Here is an 18,213-nt window from a genome sequence, read left to right as displayed (position 1 = left end):
CTTGGACCATCTGACGAGCGGCATCATGGGCATCATCGGTTCCCGTTTCCTGGCACTCCTCCCCCTGGCGGCGCTTCTGGCCGGCTGCGGCACCACCCAGTCCACCTCCCCCCTGGCGATGGAGGTCGGTACATCGGCCGCCTGCGTCGCCGAGGTCGAAGGCCGGCCCGATTTCGCGCCGCTGCGGGCCAAGAGCCCGCCGCTGGGCGAAATGTCACCGGCCAATCTGGGCGACACGGCCAAGCCGACGCCGGAGGAGCAGGAGCTGGCCCGCAGCTATCTCTCGGCCGTCGCCGCCTGCACCCCCAGGACCGAGGCGATCCTGAACCCGCGCGACCAGGCGGCCGGCCGGGCGATCCTGACCACCTGGCATGAGCAGGAGCAACTCTACGCGGCCCTGGCGTCGGGCAGGCTGACCTGGGGCCAGTTCAACCGCATGACCGAGGCGCTGGGCCGGCGGATGGACCGGCAGCTCCGCACCGCCATGGTCGCCGCCTCGGCCCCCTAGGGTTTCGGGTCAGGCGCCCCGGGTCAGGCGCCGCCAACCCCTTCGATGATCTTCCCCGTGCCCGAGCAGGTCGGGCACGACTTGCCATTGAGCCGGCCGCTGCCCTTGCAGTCCGGGCAGATGTTCTCGCCGGTGCCGGGAGTGCCGGGAGGAGCGTCGTCGCCGGGTGCCATCGGTTCCGTTGCCATGGTCGTTCTCCTGTCGGTTACGCCATGGACAACAGCGGAAGCCGGCGAATCGTCACCAGGATTTGACCAGTCCGCCATCGACCAGGGTGACCGAGCCGGTCACGTAGCTCGCCCGGGCGCTGACCAGGAAGGTCGCGACCGAGGCGAACTCCTCCACCGTGCCGTAGCGGCCGACCGGGATCTGGGCCCTCGCCGCCGACCTGATGGCCTCGATGTCCTTGCCCTGCTTGTCCGATGCCGACTGGTCGAGCTGGTCTACCCGCTCGGTATGGATGCGGCCGGGCAGGATGGTGTTCACCGTCACGCCGTCGGGGGCCACCTCCAGCGACAGCGTCTTGCCCCAGTTCACCAGCGAGACCCGGAGCGTGTTGGAGATGCCCAGGTTGGGGATCGGCTGGACCACGCCCGACGAGGCGATGGTCAGGATGCGGCCCCACTTGCGCTCCCGCATGCCGGGCAGCACCCGGCCGGCGGTCTCGATCAGGGTCACCACCATGCTCTCGAAATGTCTTGTCCAGTCCGAGGCGCCCACCGCTGAGATGTTGCCCGGCGGCGGCCCGCCCGAATTGTTGACCAGGATGTCGATGGCGCCGGGGCCGCCCTCCACCCCTTCCATGAGCCGGTCGACCGCGCCGGGACCGTTCATGTCCACCGCGACGAAGCGGGCGGTGCCGGCGCCCCGGGCGGTGATCGTCCCGGCCGCCTGGGCCAGCCGTTCCTCGTTGCGGCCGACCAGGGTCACGTGGGCGCCTTCGGCGGCCAGCATCTCGGCGATGCCGTGGCCCAGGCCCTTGCTCGATCCCAGCACCAGGGCGCGCTTGCCCGAAAGCCCGAGGTCCATTTGTTTTCCTCCCGTTACGATGTCGGACGCAACGTTAGCCGGCTGACCGGAAGAGGCAAGCGCGCAATGTCAGTTCGCCGCCGCGACCAGTTCCGGGGGCGGAACGATGCCGTAGATGTCCGGCAGGACGACGACGCGGTCGTTGCGCAGCACGGCCGGCCAATAGACGAACCGGACCGGCATCGGCTCGGCCAGCCGCAGCCAGCGGGTCTCGCCCGTGCCCACCAGGGAGGCGATCCGCTCCGGCGTGAAGCCGGCGGACCGCAGCAGGTCGTCGGCCAGCGCCTCCGGGTCGGCCAGACGCACGCAGCCGGAGCTGACCGCCCGCCGGTCCCGGCCGAAGACGCGCGGCGCGTTGGTGCCGTGCAGATAGATGTGGTCGCCGTTGGTCAGGTTGAATCGGAAGCGGCCCAGCGCGTTGTGGTCGCCCGCCGACTGGACGATCCGGACCCGCCGGGGCGACACGCCGGTCCAGTCCACCGCGGCGGGATCGACCGGCTCGCCGTCGAGCCAGACGGTCGCGTGGTCGATGCCGGGACGGCCGGTCCGGCGCAGGCTGGGCAGCTTGTCCTGCTTCAGCACGGTCGGCGGCACGGTCCAGGTCGGGTTGACCACCACATGGGTGATGGTGTCGGTCAGCAGCGGCGTCGGCCGGGACGGGCTTCCCACCACCGTGTCCATGGTCAGGACGGTCTCCCCGTCGCGCACCAGCGTCAGGTCCTGCGCCGGCAGGTTGACCAGCACCAGCGTGGCGGGCGCGGAGGCGGCGAACTCGGCGATCCGCGACAGGGTCTCGCGGATCGAGGCGACCTCCTCCGCCGGGGTCAGGTTGAGGGCGGCCAGGGTCGCGCCGCCGACCTTGCCGTCGGGGTTGAGCCCGCGCTCGGCCTGGAAACTCACGACCGCGGCAGTCACCAGCTCGTCCAGGGCGTCCCGCTCCGACCCGGGCTCCAGGTAGCCCAGCTCGACCAGCCTGCGGGTCAGGTCGAATACCCGGGTATCGACCATGCCCGGCTTCAGCACCGGCCCGCCGACGATCCGCGTGGCGGGCGGCGCGCCGGGCAACTCCTCCTCCAGCGCGACCAGGCGCGTTTCGAGTGCGGCCACCCAGCGCGCCATGCCCTGGTCGAACCCGCCGGCCCGCACGGGCGGGGGCGCCGCGGCCGACAGGGCCGCCGCCAGCAGAAGCGCCACCAGGGCGGGAAGGACGGCGATGCGGGGAATCATGGCGAAACTCGGATCAAGCACATCAGGGAATGTAGCGCAGTATGGCGTACCGGCCATGGCAACGGCGTGATCCATGTCACGCCTTCGGAGGGGAGGCCCACCCCTCGTTCGGGGATCACAACCGGGTTGTATCCCGGCCGGATATGCTGCAATAGGTGCCGCGCGCGTCCTGTGGAGTCCTCCGATGAAGCTTAACCACGTCCTGTCCGTCGACCAGTTCGACAAGGCGCTGATCGAAGAGCTGTTCTACCACGCCAACTGGATCAGCAAGGCCAAGGGGCACAGCATCAGCCACCTGCGGGGCAAGCTGCTGGCGAACCTGTTCTACGAGGCCTCGACCCGGACCTCGTCCAGCTTCTTCGCCGCCATGAGCCGGCTGGGCGGGCGCGTCCTGCCGATCAACGACGTGACCTTCTCCAGCGTGTCCAAGGGCGAGATCCTGGAGGACACGATCCGGACCCTGGCCTGCTACACCGACATCATCGTGCTGCGCCACCCCGAGAAGGGAGCCGCCGCCCGGGCCGCCGCCGTGTCGCCGGTGCCGATCGTCAATGCCGGCGACGGCGTGGGCGAGCACCCGACCCAGGCGCTGCTCGACCTGTTCACCATCCTGGCCGAACAGGGCCGGATCGATGGGCTGAGCGTGACCATGATGGGCGACCTTAAGCATGGCCGCACCGTCCACAGCCTGTCGCGCCTGCTGCGCCTGTACGACGTGACGGTCAACTATGTCTCGCCGCCCGAACTGCGCATGCCGCCCGACCTGGTCCGCCCGGCCGACCGCGAAGTCGTCGAACTGGACGAGGTGCTGGCCGGGACCGACGTGCTCTACGTGACCCGCGTCCAGAAGGAGCGGTTCGAGTCGACCGGCGACTATCACTACGCCCTGACCGAGGACCACATGGCGCGGGCCAAGCCGACCATGTCGGTGATGCACCCGCTGCCGCGCGTCAACGAGATCCCGCTGTCGCTCGACGCCGACCCGCGCGCGGCCTATTTCCGCCAGATGCAGAACGGCCTGTTCGTCCGAATGGCGCTTCTGATGTACCTGCTGGGCTGAAGCCCGCCCGGCGCTGGTGGCCCGGCACAGTGGTTCTGAAAAGTCCCGTGGAGCGGAGTGCGGTAGGTCCGCCTTCGCCCGTCAGGGCGAACGCCGACACTCTGCGTCAAGGCTCCGGCCACGCTGTCGGCGTCGGCCTTCGACCGAGGCCGACCTACGGTGAATCGACCAAAACCACTGTGCAGCACCGCTGGAGCTGTGCCCGATCAGGTTGAACCGCTCCGGTCCACTCGCCGCACTGTGTTGCGCCATGGGCGCAACCTACGGCTCGATGAAGGGCGGCGGTGATGCGGGCCGACGATCTTAGGTTGCGCCCATGGCGCAACGCATCGGATTGGCTGTCTCGGGCGGATCGACCTGATCGGGCACAGCTCTAATGGAGCGTGCGGCTCATCGCGAGGAGGCGCTGGCCGAGGCCGTCGGACACCGGCAGGTCGAACCGGTTCAGCACCTCGGTCACGATGGCCGGGTCGGGCCTCCAGCGGAACTCGCGGTCGAGCCGGCCGCGCGCCCGGTGGGCGAACACCACCAGAGATTTCTGATCGAGCGGCGGCGCCACCTGGGATCGCTGGTCGGCGCAGCTTTCGACCATCAGCCGGATCATCAGGTCGCGCTTGGAGACGTCGATGAACCCGTCGTCGTCGAAATAGACCTTGGTGAAGGCGACATCGGACACCACCGGCGTCAGGTGGGGCGACTCGACCACCACCACCGACACCATCTCGACGCACCGGCCGGCCAGCCCGGCGATCGGGGCGATCCGGTCGTCCGCACGGTCGAAATCCCGGCGGGACAGCTCGACCAGGTCGCCCGTCGCCTGCCGGATCAGATAACGGCGCCCCACCACCATGGCAGTGTCTCCCACCCCCCAGAACTACCCGCGTCGGCACAGCAGAACCGGTTCAGGATACAGGAACCGGGCGCTCCCGCGAAGATGATTCCCCCTGAAGATCGGGGCGGGAATATGACCGTGCGCCGGATTCCCCGGACCCGGAGGAGGTCCGGTCGGGGACCGGCTGGGCCGGTCGGACGATGCCCTTGGCCAGCAGCAGGCAGCCGTTCACCCGGGTCTCGCCGGTGACCACGACGGCGAAGGCGGCCCGCGCCCGGTCATAGAAACCGAAGCGGTCGATCTGGCCGATGGTCCAGCGCGGGCCCTCGAAACGCTCGACGACGTCCACGAACTGGCGGCAGATCTCCGACTCCTCGGCCTCGCCGATCGACAGGTCGACCATGCGGGTGTAGGGAGTGTCCAGCATGTCGTCCAGCGGCATGACCGACAGGATCGCCTCCAGCGCCCGCGGCGCATCCGCCCCGTCCAGCCGGATCACCCGCGCGCCCAGCGACACGGCGGGGAAGTTCCTGTCGACCAGGGCCAGTTCGTCGCCATGGCCCATGGCGGCCAGGACATAGAGCAGGTCGGCGTGGAGCAGCGGGTCGAGGCCCTTCAGCATGGTCGCTCCGGTCTCCGGCAAGATGGGCGCGGCCGGTCTTGATGGCCGCATGACAGTTAACCGCCGGAACGGGGCGGAGGTTGCACGGCCGGGGCCGGTGTCGGCGTCGAAGAAGAGGTGGGCATCGTCGGACGACTCGATCCGGGCCTTGAGGTCCTTGTCGTCCTTGTGGCGGCCGAGGATCAGCTTGAGGCACCGGGAGTTCCGCTCGACCGCGGCGGCGTGCCGCTGGCGCGCCTCCTTCAGGTTGCGCATGGGCTCGACCGGGGCTATGGCGGCCGGCGGCATGGGCGGGTCGGGATCGGCGGGCAGGGTGCCGTCGTCCTTGTCCTCCGCCTCCGCCAGGGCCGAGGCGATGGTCCCGGTGATGCCGACCGGCGGAGCAGTTCTGCTTTTCCACCTCCTCGAACGGGACGCGCTTGAGCGCCGCGACCATCTCGTCGGTCTCCTCCCGGCGGCGGCGCTCCTCCTCCGCGGCGAGTTCGACCACGGGGGCGGCGACGCAGCCGTCCTGCATCAGGCGCGACCCGGTCTGGCGGGCGCTGGTCCAGGCATAGCCGGAGAGCCGGGTGGCCTGGGCGAGGCTGGCGGCCGGCGGCGCCGTGGCGGGAACTCTCCGGGCAGATGGCGCAGGTGAATTATACCTTATGACTGAGGATTTCAATCTTATGAAAGGGTGCGGCGGGGCAGCGTGCCGTTGGTCGGCCTTCGCCCGAGACCGACCTACGGGAACCGTTCGAGATCATTACCGTGCCGTGACCGCAGGTGCGGCGGTCAGCGCGGCAGGGCGCGGAACGACAGGCCGTTGCCGATGACGAACAGGCCGCAGACCAGGACGGTGTCGTCATAGGGTGGAACGCCCGCGACATGAAAGCGGCCGGTCGAGCGCCTGCCAGACCCGGGCTTTCAACCGGGCATGGATGATTCGCTCCGGGGCCTTGGCGGCCGGTTCGCCCTCTACCCGCTCTTGGCGTGCGCCGCCGGCCTGCTCCTCCGGCCACCGCCGGAAGCTTGCGCGGGACATGGTTCGGCGATCCGGCTGTTCCGTCATAGGGTTATCCTTCGGCCTGTCCGCTTGCAGATCCATTCTAGCAGGGTCGGCGGGCGCGGCGCGCATCCGATGCGAGCTGAAAAATCACTCTGACCCCATTCCTCCTCCTCGCCGACGGCGTTTTTCGTTTCAGGGTGTCTTTGCCGCCTTGTCCCTGTCCCTGGCGTGGAGTTGCAGATAGGCCTGCAAAAGGCGGATCTCCTCGTCGTCGAGCTTGGTCAGGCGTCTCATGGCGTTGATGTTGCCGATCCACTCGTTCGCGGTGTAGGCGGTCGGCGGGTGCGCGGCATGGCAGAGCGTGCAGTTCGCGTCGTAGACCCGGGCGGCCTGCGCCCACAAGGGCTCGATCGCGGGGACATAGCCGCCGGCCGGCGTCCAGACGGCGAGGCGAACCTCCGTCCAGTTCTGGCCCGTGTCCGGATCGGTCACCGTGCGCAGATCCTCGGCGGCGGCGGCGTCCCCGAGCCTGGCGCGCGGGATGCGCTTGCCGGCCTCCGCATAGAGCGTCCCGGCGGCATCGCCGCGCCGCCATCCGACGACCTCGACCCGCACCAGCCCGCCGGCCACCGCCAGCACCCGGACCGGAGTCGCGGCGGCAAGCTCGCCGTCCGGCGGGGAGCCCGGCTCCCGACGCTCCAGCTGAAGCGGGAGCGTGGCCAGGGCGTAGGCTCTCCGGCCGGGTTCCAACGCCAGGGCCGCCGCCTCGGCCGAAAGTTCCGCGAAAGCGCGCCGGTGGCCGGCCGTCACGTCGGGGAAGGCGTGGGCGATGCCCTTGTGGCAGTCGATGCAGGTCCTGCCGGCCCTTGCGGCCTCGGCCATCGCCTTGGCGGCCTTGGCGGACTGCCGGTGCGGGTCCATCGCCTCGAAGGAGTGGCAGTTGCGGCATTCGCGGCTGTCGGTGGCGCGCATCCGGTCCCATTCGTGGCGGGCCAGTTCGTGCCGCTTGGCCTCGAACTTCTCCCGGGTGTCGATGGAGCCGGCCAGCCAATGATAGAGCTCGTTCGTGGCGGCCAGCTTCCGGGCCACCTTGTGCGTCCAGTCGCGCGGCACATGGCAGTCGGCGCATTCCGCTCGGACCCCCGAGCCGTTCCGGTAATGGAGTGACCGGGTATATTCGGCATAGACGGTATCGCGCATCTCGTGGCACGAAATGCAGAAGCCGGTGCGGTTGGTGGCCTCCATCACGGTGTTGAAGCCGCCCCAGCCGATGACGCCGGCCAGGATCCCTCCGACCGCCGCGGCCATGACGGTCCCCGTGATGCCGAAGCGTTGCCATGCCATGCCGAACGTCCGTCCCTGGTCGCCGCTGGAAGTCGGACCGGGCGGCGCGGCCACCCGGTCCTCCGTCTCTCCCTCCCGTCAATCGCCTTGCGGTCAGTCGAAGGGCCTGGGCCGCGGAGTCGCGTCGGTCGAGGGGGGCAGGATCGGCAGCTTGAAGTCCGGCTGGTCGCCCGTCAGCGTCTTGAGGAACGCCACGATCTTGGCGTTCTCGGCCTCGGTGAATTTCCGGCCGAGCTGGATCCGCCCCATGGTGTCCACCGCCTGGGTGAGCGTCGCGGCCTCGCCGTCGTGGAAGTAGGGGTAGGTCATCTCGACGTTGCGCAGGGTCGGAACCTTGAAGTTGAAGCGGTCTGCCTCCTCCTTGGTCACGGCGACCCGCCCCTCCGCCGGGCTCGTGGACTGGTAAGGCTCGACCACGCCCATCTTCTGGAAAGTGTTGCCGCCGGCCGCCGAGCCGTTGTGACAGGCGGTACAGCCCGAATCCTTGAACAGTTCGTAGCCTTCGAGCTCGGCGTTGGTCAGCGCACCCTTGTCGCCCTTCAGCCACTTGTCGAAGCGCGAATTCGGGGTGACGAGGGTCTCCTCGAAGGCGGCGATGGCCTGGGTGACCTCGGCGATGGTCACCGTCTCCCTGCCGAAGACGGCCTTGAACTCCGCGACATAGGCCGGGATCGACTGGAGGACGGAGATGGCCAGCGCGTGGGTCGAGGCCATCTCGCCGGGGTTGGCGATCGGTCCGCCGGCCTGATCCTGCAAGGTCAGCGCGCGGCCGTCCCAGAACTGGGCCACGTTCAGGCTGGAGTTCAGCACCGTCGGCGCGTTGATCGGACCCTGCTGCCAATTGTGGCCGATCGAGGTCTTGAGGTTGTCCGAGCCGCCCATGGACAGGTTGTGGCACGAGTTGCACGAGATGAAGCCGGACTTGGACAGGCGGGGGTCGAAGAAGAGCTTCTTGCCGAGTTCCACCATGCCGGGAGACATGATCTTCGCCGGTTCGATCGGCTGGATCGGCTCGGCGGCCAGCGCCGGCGCGGAGCCGGCGGAGGATGCCAGGACAATGCCGGCGAGCACTGACAACGCGACACGCTTCGACATCTTCTTTCTCCTGAAGGAAAGATCGTTTCAACTAAGCCTTTGATACGAAAGGTATTATGGGTTGCTCTAATATGCTGCCCGCCTTGTCCGGATGTCGCGCGTCAGGACGTCGCAAGGGAAACCCCCTTGACCGGAGGTGGCAAGCGGGAGGGGTCGATCCGATCCTGCGCCGTGTCCAGGGTGGCGTCACCGCTTTCACTTGCAAGGAAACGGTCCGTCGGTATTGCGTCGGAGCGTCCCTCCGAACCGCTCCCGCTTCCGGTCAGTGCCCCTGGACGGGAAAATGACTCCGAACCTATCGTAAGGATCGTTCCGGCGAGCATGGCGGGCGAGGTGAGCGTCGAGAGCCTCTGGATCTCGGGCGCCTCGGCGGATACATCTGAGGTCATCGAGCCGGGCATGCCGGCCGGGACAGGAAGGATATCGGACCCATGGGAGTGACGCTGACAGGCTTCGAGGCCGGGGAGGGGGCACCGCTGGTGGTTCTTCACGGGCTGTTCGGCTCGGCCCGGAACTGGAACACGGTGGCGAAGCGGCTGGGCGCGGGCCATCGGGTCCATGCGCTCGACATGCGCAACCACGGCGGCTCCCCCTGGTCGGACGACATGGGCTACGCCGACATGGCCGACGACGTGGGCGGCTATATGGAGGACAAGGTCGTCGGCAAGGGGCTCGGGCCGGTCTCGCTGCTCGGCCACAGCATGGGCGGCAAGGCCGCCATGGTGCTGGCGCTGACCCGGCCCGACCTGGTGGACAAGCTGGTCGTCGCCGACATCGCGCCGGTCGGGTACAGCCACACGCTGATGCCCTATGTGGAGGCGATGCGCGCGGTCGACCTGTCCGGCGTGACCCGGCGGGGGGAAGTCGACGCGCAACTGGCGTCGTCCATCCCGGAGGCGCCGATCCGCAGCTTCCTGCTGCAGAACCTGGTGGCGGAGAACGGGACCTTCTCCTGGCGGATCAACCTGAAGGCGCTGGGTGACCGGATGGACGAGATGACAGCCTTCCCGACCGGCGACCTTGCCGGGCGCAGCTACGACAAGCCGACGCTGTTCCTCCATGGGGAACGCTCGAACTATGTCCGGCCGTCCCATCACGAGGAGATCCGGCGGCTGTTCCCGAACGCGCGGATCGAGGGAATCGCCGATGCGGGCCACTGGCTGCATGCCGAGCAGCCGGACCGCTTCGTCGACAGCGTCCTGGCCTTCCTGGACGGCTGAGCGGGGTCAGACGTCCAGGTCCTGCGCCTTGGTTCTGGTCAGGTGGCCGTAGGTCGGCCTCGGCCGGAGGCCGACGCCGACATCATGGCCGGAGCGTCGGTGCGCGGTGTCGGCGTTCGCCCTTCGGGCGAAGGCCGACCTACGGCACTGGACGCCTGAACCGGGCCGACGGCGGGATCAGACGTAGAAATAGTCCACGCCTTCGACCAGGCCGACCTTGTCGATCACGCAGGTGCCGACCGTTCCCCAGTCGTGATTGGTCAGCGTCACCGTGGTCTTTCCGGCCGCTTCGCTGACGGACACCGACGTCCTGAGGGCCGCGTCCCCGTGGATGTAGAGACGGTCGCCGCCCTGGGCGCCGGCGCCGTTGAACCCGATGATGGCGTGGGAGCCGGGATCGAAGAAGTCGAGGTGGAAGCTGTCGGCGTCGTCGGCGTTCGAGTAGACCCGGTCGTTGCCGCCGCCGCCGATGTAAAAGACGTCGTCGCCGGCGCCGCCCCGCATGATGTCGGATCCGTAGCCGCTCCGGAAGGTGTCGGCGACCGCGGTGCCGGTGATGTCGATGCCCGTGCTCTCGTGGAAGCCGCCGGCGAAGCTGAGGCCGCCGGCGCCGCTCACCGTGATCTTCTCGATGCCCGTGAAGTTGCCGACGGCGATGCTGGAAGCGTCCCACTGCGAGTCGGGCTTGGTGAACAGGATGCGGCCGGACCCTTTGCCGTCGATGTAGAGGTAGGTCTGGGCCGGAGCCTCGGCCGGTTCCGCCGTTCCGGAGGTGTAGGTCGTCCGGTTGATCACGGCCAGGGTGTCGGTGCCGGCATCGCCGTTGAGTCGGCTGGCCGCCAGGGAGGTCCGGATCGTCCCGATGTCCGCCGCGCTCGGATCGTAGATGAGCCGGTCGTTGCCGGCGCCGCCATGGAGATACGAGACGCCGGTGCCTCCATGGAGGATGTCGTTGCCATCCTCCCCATACAGGGTATCGGTGCCGGATTCGCCGAGCAGCCTGTCGTCTCCGGCCCCGCCCCGGATCAGATCGTCGCCGGAACGGCCGTACAGGATGTCGTCTCCGTCCTGGCCGTACAAGCTGTCGGCGCCGGTGGTTCCGTACAGCGTTTCGGAGTTGCTTGTACCCTGGATGAGCGCCATGTCGTCAGCCCCTGTTTATCGAAAGGGGAGTCTTTCATATCCGGCTGCGCAAATCTTCTGTAAGAAAGTATTAATACTTTTTTGGAATCAGCGCGAGGCGGTTCGGCGGAACGTCTGCCGGCCCGGCGCCCCGGTCCCGCCGTCCAGGTCGAAGAAGCCGACCAGGCTGGTCAGCTCCCGGGCCTGGGACTCCAGCGCCTCGGCGGCGGCGGAGCTTTCCTCGACCAGGGCCGCGTTCTGCTGGGCCATGGAGTCCATCGCGGTGATGGCGCCGCTGAGCGCGTCCAGGCCGCTCGCCTGCTCGGACGTGGCTCGGGAGATCCGGCCGATCAGGTCGGCGACGCGGCCGACCGACGCGGTGATGTCGGTCAGCGCCGTGCCCGCGGCACGGACCAGGACGACGCCCTCATGGACCTCGCTGCCGCTGGCCTGGATCAGCTGCTTGATCTCCTTCGACGCGGCGGCGGAGCGTTGGGCAAGGGTGCGGACCTCGCTCGCGACCACGGCGAAGCCTCGGCCGGCGTCGCCCGCCCGCGCCGCCTCGACGGCGGCGTTCAGCGCCAGCAGGTTGGTCTGGAAGGCGATCTCGTCGATCATGCTGACGATGTCGCCGATCCGGGCCGACGACTCCTCGATCCGCCGCATCGCCGCGACCGCGTCCTCTGCGACTTCGGCCCCCCGTCCGGCGGACCCGTGGGCGGCGACCGCCGCCTCCTCGACCCGGACGCAGGTCTCGACGTTGGCATGCACGGTGGCGGTCAGCCCGTCCATGGTCGAGCCGGTCCGGCGCAGGCTGGAGACCTGCTGTTCGGTCCGCCCCGCCAGGTCGCGGCTGCCGGCCGAGACCTGGCCCGCGGCGGACGCGATGGTCGAGGCCGCCGTCTCGATCCGGCCGACCGCGTCGGACAGCGTGTCGGCCGTGCTGTTGAAGTCGTTCTTGAGGCGCAGGAACACGCCGTCATAGTTCGACTCGATGCGCCGGGTCAGGTCGCCCCCGGCGAGATGGCCGAGCACCTCGGCCAGTTCCTCCGACACGCCGGCGACGGTGTCGGCCAGCCGGTTGATCCCCTCGCTGACGGTCAGGAAGAAGCCGGTCTTGCCCTCCAGCGCGATCCGGGCCGACAGGTCGCCGCGCACGGCGGTCGCCACCATGCCGCTGATCTCCGCCTCGATCCGGCGCTCCGCGGTCCGGTCGCGCCACTCCACCACGGTGCCCAGCGGCTCGCCGTGGCGCCCCGCGACGGGATGCGCGATCAGCAGGAAGGTGCGGCCGCCCAACTCCAGCCCAGCCTCGCCGCCGGCCAGCAGGGCCGCGTGGAGGCCGCCCTCCGGCCCGCCGGGCGGGACGCCGAACCGGTCGATCGGCAGCCCGACCAGCCGGTCCGGGTCGAAACCGGGGATCGCCCGGCGGATGTCCCCGGCGCAGGCGCCGAACAGCGCCGCGACGGCCTGGTTGGCATAGAAAACCGTGCCGGCGCCGTCGACCATCATGATGCAGGAGCCGACCTGGTCCAGTCCGCTGCCCGATCGCACCGCCGCGACCGCGACCTCCTTCAGGACGTCCAGGGTGCGGGCCATGTCGCCCAGCTCGTCGCGGGCATCCGTGCCGGGCACGGTGACGTCCAGGTGGCCGTCCGACAGGTCGGCCATGGCCTGCCGGAGGCCGCGGACCGGCCGCACGATGCCGCGAACGATGCGCAGCGCCAGCACCACCGCCAGCGTGAAGATCACCGCCGCGATGGCCGCGGTGACCGCCGCCTGCCGGCCGAAGATGGCATCGACGTCGTCGATGTAGATGCCGGAGCCGATCACCCAGCCCCACGGCTGGTAGCCCTTGACGTAGGACAGCTTGGGCACCGGGCGCGTGGCGCCCGGCTGCGGCCACAGGTAGCCGACGAAGCCGGAGCCCCGGGCCTCCACCGTCCGGACGAACTCCACGAACAGGAGCTTGCCCGCGGGATCCCTGTTGGCGGACAGGTCCTGGCCTTCCAGGTCGGGGCGGAACGGGTGCATGACCATCCTGGGCGTCATGTCGTTGATCCAGAAATACTCCTTCCCGTCGTAGCGGAGATTGCGCAGCGCCGTCCGGGCCGCGTCCTGGGCGGCGTCCAGGCCGATCTCGCCCCGTCCGGCCATGCTGCCGTAGTGCTCGACGATGCCGTGGGCGATCTCGACGAGGTTCCGGGTCTTGTCCTGGCGGTCGCCGAGCAGCGTCAGGCGAAGTTCCCGCAGGCCGTAGCCGGCGATGGCGGCCGCGCCGACCACCATGATGACAATCAGGACGGTCAGTCTTGAACCGATCGACCTGCCGGAGGGAAAGGAGAGCGAGGCCATGGCGGATCACCGCGAGCTTTATTCGATGGCCCGGACTACCATGAAGCGTGTCCCGGACCAAACAATGCTTTGTCGCAGTGCGAAAATTTCATACGGCCGAGGCGTCCGGACGGGGTGGATCCTTCGGCTGCCCTTCAGGCGACCGGCTCGATCACCCGGACCGCGGGCAGGGTCACCGTCGCGGTGGTGCCGACGCCGACCTTGCTCTCCAACGCCAGCCTGCCGTCATGCATCTCGACCAGCCGGCGGGCCAGGGGCAGGCCCAGGCCGGTGCCCTGGCTGATCCGGTTGTAGGGATTGTCGATCTGGCCGAACGGCTGCATCACCGCCGCGAGGTCGCGCTCGTCGATGCCGCAGCCGGTGTCGCTCACGCTCAGGTCCAGGCAGCCGTCGGGCCGCATCCGGGTCGCGATCCGGACCGAGCCGCCCGGCTTGGTGTACTTGATCGCGTTGGAGACGAGGTTGAGGAGCACCTGGACCAGCCGGCGCTGCTCGCCCCGGACGACCGCCGCCTCGGGATCGACCCGGGCTTCCAGCGTCACGCCGCCGCGGGTCGCCTGGGTGCGCGACATGCGGATGCAGGTGGCGACGACGGCGTTCAGGTCGACCGTCTCCTCGTCCAGCACCAGGCGGTCGGCCTCGATCTTGGACAGGTCCAGCACGTCGTTGATCAGGCTGAGCAGATGGTGGCCGCTGTCGTGGATGTCCTTGGCGTAGTCGCAATAGGTCCGGTTGCCGACGGGCCCCATGGTCTCGGTCCGGATCAGTTCGGCGAAGCCGATGATGGCGTTCAGCGGGGTCCGCAGCTCGTGGCTCATGTTGGCGAGGAAGCCGGACTTGGCGCGGCTCGCCGCCTCGGCCTGGGTCTTGGCGGCGGCCAGCTGGGCCTCCACCGCCTTGCGCTTGCTGATGTCGCGGGCGACGCTGACGATCTCGGCCGGGCCGTTCCACAGGGTGTCGGAAGAGGTCGCCGGGACCAGCCGCAGGGTCACCTCGACCCAGACATGGCCGCCGTCCTTCCGCTTGGCCCGGCAGGTGAAGATCTGGCGCGGCGCCTGCGGCGTCAGCGACGCCATCACGGCCCGGACGGAGGGCAGGTCGTCGGGATGGACCATCGAGTCGATCGAGCCGCCGACCAGCTCCTCGGCGTCGAAGCCCAGGATCTCCCGGCAGGCCGGCGAGACGTAGAGGTGCCGCCCGGCCTGATCGGTGCGCGAGATGATGTCGGTCGCGTGGGCCGCCAGCAGGCGCAGCTTGTCCTCCTCGACCAGCCGGCGCAGCTCGATCAGCAGCAGCGCGCCCAGCACGACGATGCCGCCGGCGGTCGAGAGGGCGAGCGGCAGCGCCGCCAGGGTCAGGAAGGTCCAGGCCATCTCGGGCGAGGGGAGCATCAGGACCGGGACCTGGCCCGGTATCACAACCAGCCCGGCGAGCAGGACCAGGTCGCCGAACCGCGCGCGCCGGCCGAGCCGGTCGGCCAGCCACCAGACCGCGATGCCGGCCAGCGTGCTGATCAGGATGACGGCGCAGGCCGCGGCGGCGGTCGGCCCGCCGAGCCAGGTGCGGTAGGCGGCGGCGGCGACCCCCGCGATCACCGCCGCGACCGGCCCGCCGAACATCCCGGACAGCGCCGTCATGACGATCCGCCCGTCCACGATCATCCCTCCGCCGAGGGTGACCGGGATCGTCATGCACAGGATCGCGAAGGCGCCGAAGGTGCCCCCCAGGAACACCGGCCGCCAGCGGCTCCGGTGCAGCCGGGAGGCATGGATGATCTGGGAGAAGACGAGCGCCAGGAGCGCGAACAGCCCGGTATGCTGCGCCAGCTGGATCAGGATGTCATGCGGGGTGGAGGAGGAGACCAGCACGTGCTCGCTGCGAATGAGACGGTATGCCCGGACGCCATCGTCGGGCCGACATGCTTAACGTTAAGTTAACTTTGAAAGCAAACCCAATGTAATCGCGGCCGGAGGACTAGCCGGAACGTCATAAGCCGGGGGGCTGCAACAGTTCGGCGGGGACGTCGTCCTTCAGCCCGACCCCCGACAACTTGAGCCGGCGCGCCTCCGCCAGCAGGAAGGCGAGCTTGCGGGCCGCGGGCGGGATCGCCAGCCCGTCCGGCCGGATGTTGGAGATGCAGTTGCGGTCGGCGTTCTGCAGGCCGGGGCGCGGGCCGAAGGTCAGGTAGGCGCCCAGGCTGTCCGCGGCGCTGAGGCCGGGGCGCTCGCCGATCAGCATCACGACCGAGGCGGCGCCCAGGGCCGCCGCGATCTCGTCGCCGAGCGCCACCCGGGCCTGGCGGGCCAGCACGACCGGGGCGACCCGCCAGCCCGGCAGCAGGTCGAGCGTCGCGAGGAGCAGCTTGGCGGCATGGTCGTGGACGGCGCGGGCCGACAGCCCGTCGGCCAGGACGAACGCGACGTCGTAGTCGCCCCGGCGCAGCAGGGGCAGGTCCTCCGGGTCGAGCCGGCGGCCCAGGTCGGGATGCTGGAGATAGGTCGCCCGGTCCGGCGCCCGGCTGCGCACGGTGACGGCGGCGAGGCCGGGCGGCAGCGAAGCGGCGAGGGCTTCCGGGTCGAAGGCGAGGTGGACGGCGTCGCGCGCCCGCGCGTGGGCCAGCTGGAAATCGAGCAGATGGCGCGTCGGCAGGCCGTCGCCGCTGCGGCCCAGGGCGATGCGGGCGGCGGTGTGGCGGCGGAGCGCGCTCCAAGGATCGGCGGGCGCGCAGACGGGGTCCGTGGGCGTTTCCTTCGAGTGTTCGATCTCGTCAGCCATGGTGCGCCGCCTCCGCGTAGCCGAGCAGGGCGCCGGCTCCGGCCTCGCCGGCCGCTCCTCCGGCCAGGGCGGGACGGACCCGGCCGCCCCGGTCCAGGATCGCCATGCGGCGCAGCCAGTCCTCGAACTCGGGCGCCGGCCGCAGGCCCAGGGCCGAGCGGACATAGAGCGCGTCGTGGTAGGAGGTGCTCTGGTAGTTCAGCATGATGTCGTCGGCGCCCGGCACGCCCATCACGAAATTGACTCCGGCGACGCCCAACAGGGTCAGCAGGCTGTCCATGTCGTCCTGGTCGGCCTCGGCATGGTTGGTGTAGCAGACGTCCACCCCCATGGGCAGCCCCAGCAGCTTGCCGCAGAAATGGTCCTCCAGCCCGGCGCGCAGGATCTGCTTGCCGTCGTAGAGGTATTCCGGGCCGATGAATCCCACCACGGTGTTGACCAGCAGGGGGGCCTGAACCGGCGGGCGACCGCGTAGGCCCGGCACTCGACGGTCTGCTGGTCGACGCCGTGGTGGGCGTCGGCCGACAGCGCGCTGCCCTGGCCGGTCTCGAAATACATCACGTTGTCGCCGACCGTGCCGCGGTCCAGGGCCAGGGTCGCGGCGTGCGCCTCCGCCAGCAGGTCGAGGGAGATGCCGAAGCTCTCGTTGGCGGCCTGGGTGCCGGCGACGGACTGGAAGGTCAGGTCCACGGGCGCCCCCCGGCGGATCGCCTCCAGCGTGTTGGTGACGTGGGCCAGGATGCAGGACTGCATGGGCACGTCGTAGCGGAGGCGGAACTCGTCCAGCATCTCCAGCAGCCGCAGGGTCGTCGGGATGTTGTCGCTCGCCGGGTTGATCCCGACCACGGCGTCGCCGCAGCCGTACAGCAGCCCGTCCAGCATGGAGGCGGCGATGCCCCTCGCGTCGTCCGAGGGGTGGTTCGGCTGGATGCGGACCGACAGGCGGCCGGGCAGCCCGATCGTGGTGCGGAAGCCGGTGACGACCCGGATGCGGCGGGCGACCGCGATCAGGTCCTGGTTGCGCATCAGCTTGGAGACGGCCGCCGCCATCTCCGGCGTGACGCCAGGCGCCAGGGCCTTCAGGGCGGGCGTGTCGGCGGCGTCGGACAGCAGCCAGTCGCGGAAGCCCCCGACCGTCAGGGACGCCACCGGGGCGAAGGCCCCGGCGTCGTGGGTGTCGGCGATCAGCCGGGTGACCTCGTCCCGCTCGTAGGGGACGACCGCCTCGGTCAGGAACGCCTTGAGCGGCAGGTCGGCGAGGGCGAGGCGGGCGGCCACCCGCTGCTCCGCGCTGTCGGCGGCCAGCCCGGCGAGGTAATCGCCGGAGCGGGCCGGCGAGGCCTTCGCCAGCAGGTCCTTCAGGTCCGTGAAGGAATGGCGGGTGCCGCCGATGTCCTGGTGATATGGCATGCGCGATGGTCCTGGCCCGGAGATGCCGACCGCGGCAGCGTCGCAACAATCCGCCGGTCTGGCAAGCGTCCCGCGCCGGGCACGCGGGACCGGCTTACCCCCGCTGCCCACTCCTGGTAGAATGACGTTTCAGCATGTCCCAGGGGAGGAGACAGTCATCATGAACCACGCCATGACGCGCGCCGAACTGACCGAGAAGATCGTCCGCATCAAGATCGACCGGGACCTCACCTGGAAGGGCATCGCGGAGGAGGCGGGGCTGTCCAAGGAGTTCACGACCGCCGCCCTGATGGGGCAGATGGCCCTGCCGGCCGAGGCGGCGGCGCGGGTCGGCGACGCCCTCGACCTGAACGAGTACGAGGTCAAGCTGCTCCAGCAGATCCCGTCGCGCGGCTCGCTGGGGCAGGCGGTGCCGACCGATCCGCTGATCTACCGGTTCTACGAGCTGGTCCAGGTCTACGGCACCACCTTCAAGGCCCTGATCGAGGAGGAGTTCGGCGACGGCATCATGAGCGCCATCGACTTCGACATGGACATCAGCAGGAAGCCCGACCCGGCCGGCGACCGCGTCGCCATCACGCTCAGCGGGAAGTTCCTGAAGTACCGGCAATACTGAGGCGGGGAGG

General features: G+C 69.7%; 16 protein-coding genes and 1 pseudogene. 5 read left to right on the top strand and 12 right to left on the bottom strand.

The window, feature by feature from the left end; genetic code table 11:
- Position 1: 1 nt before the first annotated feature.
- A complete protein-coding gene (locus IGS68_RS24330; protein ID WP_201074886.1) occupies positions 2 to 508 on the top strand; it encodes a hypothetical protein in 507 nt (168 codons plus the stop codon).
- A gap of 23 nt (positions 509 to 531) precedes the next feature.
- On the opposite strand, the gene IGS68_RS24325 is transcribed toward IGS68_RS24330, so the two are convergent.
- From IGS68_RS24325 to IGS68_RS24315, 3 genes are all read right to left on the bottom strand, one after another.
- On the bottom strand, positions 532 to 696 hold the full coding sequence (locus tag IGS68_RS24325; RefSeq protein ID WP_201074884.1) for a hypothetical protein: 165 nt from the start codon (positions 694 to 696) through the stop codon (positions 532 to 534).
- A 52-nt stretch (positions 697 to 748) separates the two neighbouring features.
- Positions 749 to 1,537, bottom strand: coding sequence for an SDR family oxidoreductase (locus IGS68_RS24320; RefSeq protein WP_201074882.1), 789 nt, complete (start codon positions 1,535 to 1,537; stop codon positions 749 to 751).
- A gap of 69 nt (positions 1,538 to 1,606) precedes the next feature.
- Positions 1,607 to 2,764: a L,D-transpeptidase family protein gene (locus IGS68_RS24315; RefSeq protein ID WP_201074880.1), complete on the bottom strand. Its 1,158-nt coding sequence runs from the start codon at positions 2,762 to 2,764 to the stop codon at positions 1,607 to 1,609.
- Positions 2,765 to 2,948: 184 nt separating this feature from the next.
- On the opposite strand from IGS68_RS24315, the gene pyrB reads away from it, so the two are divergent.
- Complete coding sequence (pyrB, locus tag IGS68_RS24310; protein ID WP_201074878.1) at positions 2,949 to 3,824, top strand: aspartate carbamoyltransferase; 876 nt, start codon at positions 2,949 to 2,951, stop codon at positions 3,822 to 3,824.
- Positions 3,825 to 4,197: 373 nt separating this feature from the next.
- Here the strand turns inward: pyrB and IGS68_RS24305 are convergent, their stop codons facing one another.
- Both IGS68_RS24305 and IGS68_RS24300 read right to left on the bottom strand, forming a co-directional pair.
- Entirely contained in the window at positions 4,198 to 4,674 is a 477-nt protein-coding gene (locus tag IGS68_RS24305; RefSeq protein WP_201074876.1) for a hypothetical protein, read from the bottom strand.
- Positions 4,675 to 4,726: 52 nt separating this feature from the next.
- Positions 4,727 to 5,566 (bottom strand): RbsD/FucU family protein, encoded by an 840-nt coding sequence (locus tag IGS68_RS24300; RefSeq protein ID WP_247881057.1) that lies wholly within the window; start codon positions 5,564 to 5,566, stop codon positions 4,727 to 4,729.
- A gap of 131 nt (positions 5,567 to 5,697) precedes the next feature.
- On the opposite strand from IGS68_RS24300, the gene IGS68_RS24295 reads away from it, so the two are divergent.
- Entirely contained in the window at positions 5,698 to 5,835 is a 138-nt protein-coding gene (locus IGS68_RS24295) for a hypothetical protein (RefSeq protein WP_201074874.1), read from the top strand.
- Positions 5,836 to 6,458: 623 nt separating this feature from the next.
- Here IGS68_RS24295 and IGS68_RS24290 read toward each other — a convergent pair.
- Positions 6,459 to 7,664, bottom strand: coding sequence for a NapC/NirT family cytochrome c (locus IGS68_RS24290; protein ID WP_247881056.1), 1,206 nt, complete (start codon positions 7,662 to 7,664; stop codon positions 6,459 to 6,461).
- 39 nt (positions 7,665 to 7,703) lie between these two features.
- Positions 7,704 to 8,705 carry a cytochrome-c peroxidase gene (locus IGS68_RS24285; RefSeq protein WP_201074872.1) on the bottom strand — a complete coding sequence of 334 codons (1,002 nt, stop codon included), beginning with the start codon at positions 8,703 to 8,705 and terminating at the stop codon, positions 7,704 to 7,706.
- A gap of 431 nt (positions 8,706 to 9,136) precedes the next feature.
- Between IGS68_RS24285 and IGS68_RS24280 the strand changes: the two genes are divergently transcribed.
- A complete protein-coding gene (locus IGS68_RS24280) occupies positions 9,137 to 9,925 on the top strand; it encodes an alpha/beta fold hydrolase (RefSeq protein ID WP_201074870.1) in 789 nt (262 codons plus the stop codon).
- A 177-nt stretch (positions 9,926 to 10,102) separates the two neighbouring features.
- Here IGS68_RS24280 and IGS68_RS24275 read toward each other — a convergent pair whose 3' ends face one another.
- From IGS68_RS24275 to IGS68_RS24255, 5 genes and pseudogenes are all read right to left on the bottom strand, one after another.
- Positions 10,103 to 11,068 carry a calcium-binding protein gene (locus IGS68_RS24275; protein ID WP_201074869.1) on the bottom strand — a complete coding sequence of 322 codons (966 nt, stop codon included), beginning with the start codon at positions 11,066 to 11,068 and terminating at the stop codon, positions 10,103 to 10,105.
- Positions 11,069 to 11,155: 87 nt separating this feature from the next.
- Positions 11,156 to 13,402: a methyl-accepting chemotaxis protein gene (locus tag IGS68_RS24270; RefSeq protein ID WP_201074867.1), complete on the bottom strand. Its 2,247-nt coding sequence runs from the start codon at positions 13,400 to 13,402 to the stop codon at positions 11,156 to 11,158.
- Between the two features lie 134 nt (positions 13,403 to 13,536).
- A complete protein-coding gene (locus IGS68_RS24265) occupies positions 13,537 to 15,270 on the bottom strand; it encodes an ATP-binding protein (protein ID WP_201074865.1) in 1,734 nt (577 codons plus the stop codon).
- Between the two features lie 118 nt (positions 15,271 to 15,388).
- A complete protein-coding gene (gene eutC, locus IGS68_RS24260; protein WP_201074863.1) occupies positions 15,389 to 16,177 on the bottom strand; it encodes an ethanolamine ammonia-lyase subunit EutC in 789 nt (262 codons plus the stop codon).
- Positions 16,170 to 17,587 (bottom strand): annotated as a pseudogene (locus IGS68_RS24255) (ethanolamine ammonia-lyase subunit EutB). The gene eutC and the pseudogene IGS68_RS24255 overlap by 8 nt, the downstream one beginning before the upstream one ends.
- Before the next feature lie 160 nt (positions 17,588 to 17,747).
- Between IGS68_RS24255 and cynS the strand changes: the two are divergent.
- Positions 17,748 to 18,203, top strand: a complete 456-nt coding sequence (cynS, locus tag IGS68_RS24250) for a cyanase (protein ID WP_247881055.1) — start codon at positions 17,748 to 17,750, stop codon at positions 18,201 to 18,203.
- Positions 18,204 to 18,213: the final 10 nt, after the last annotated feature.

It is taken from the genome of Skermanella sp. TT6 (assembly GCF_016653635.2).
Taxonomy (GTDB): Bacteria; Pseudomonadota; Alphaproteobacteria; order Azospirillales; family Azospirillaceae; genus Skermanella; species Skermanella cutis.
This window is presented reverse-complemented; position numbering and strand designations above follow the sequence as displayed.

Bases quoted from the DNA above. Each gene is read 5' to 3' on its own strand.
- IGS68_RS24320 (WP_201074882.1), bottom strand. From the start codon at position 1,537: ATGGACCTCGGGCTTTCGGGCAAGCGCGCCCTGGTGCTGGGATCGAGC.
- eutC (WP_201074863.1), bottom strand. From the start codon at position 16,177: ATGGCTGACGAGATCGAACACTCGAAGGAAACGCCCACGGACCCCGTC.
- IGS68_RS24285 (WP_201074872.1), bottom strand. From the start codon at position 8,705: ATGTCGAAGCGTGTCGCGTTGTCAGTGCTCGCCGGCATTGTCCTGGCA.
- IGS68_RS24325 (WP_201074884.1), bottom strand. From the start codon at position 696: ATGGCAACGGAACCGATGGCACCCGGCGACGACGCTCCTCCCGGCACT.
- IGS68_RS24280 (WP_201074870.1), top strand. From the start codon at position 9,137: ATGGGAGTGACGCTGACAGGCTTCGAGGCCGGGGAGGGGGCACCGCTG.
- IGS68_RS24315 (WP_201074880.1), bottom strand. From the start codon at position 2,764: ATGATTCCCCGCATCGCCGTCCTTCCCGCCCTGGTGGCGCTTCTGCTG.
- cynS (WP_247881055.1), top strand. From the start codon at position 17,748: ATGAACCACGCCATGACGCGCGCCGAACTGACCGAGAAGATCGTCCGC.
- IGS68_RS24305 (WP_201074876.1), bottom strand. From the start codon at position 4,674: ATGGTGGTGGGGCGCCGTTATCTGATCCGGCAGGCGACGGGCGACCTG.
- IGS68_RS24275 (WP_201074869.1), bottom strand. From the start codon at position 11,068: ATGGCGCTCATCCAGGGTACAAGCAACTCCGAAACGCTGTACGGAACC.
- IGS68_RS24270 (WP_201074867.1), bottom strand. From the start codon at position 13,402: ATGGCCTCGCTCTCCTTTCCCTCCGGCAGGTCGATCGGTTCAAGACTG.
- IGS68_RS24300 (WP_247881057.1), bottom strand. From the start codon at position 5,566: ATGCCGCCGGCCGCCATAGCCCCGGTCGAGCCCATGCGCAACCTGAAG.
- pyrB (WP_201074878.1), top strand. From the start codon at position 2,949: ATGAAGCTTAACCACGTCCTGTCCGTCGACCAGTTCGACAAGGCGCTG.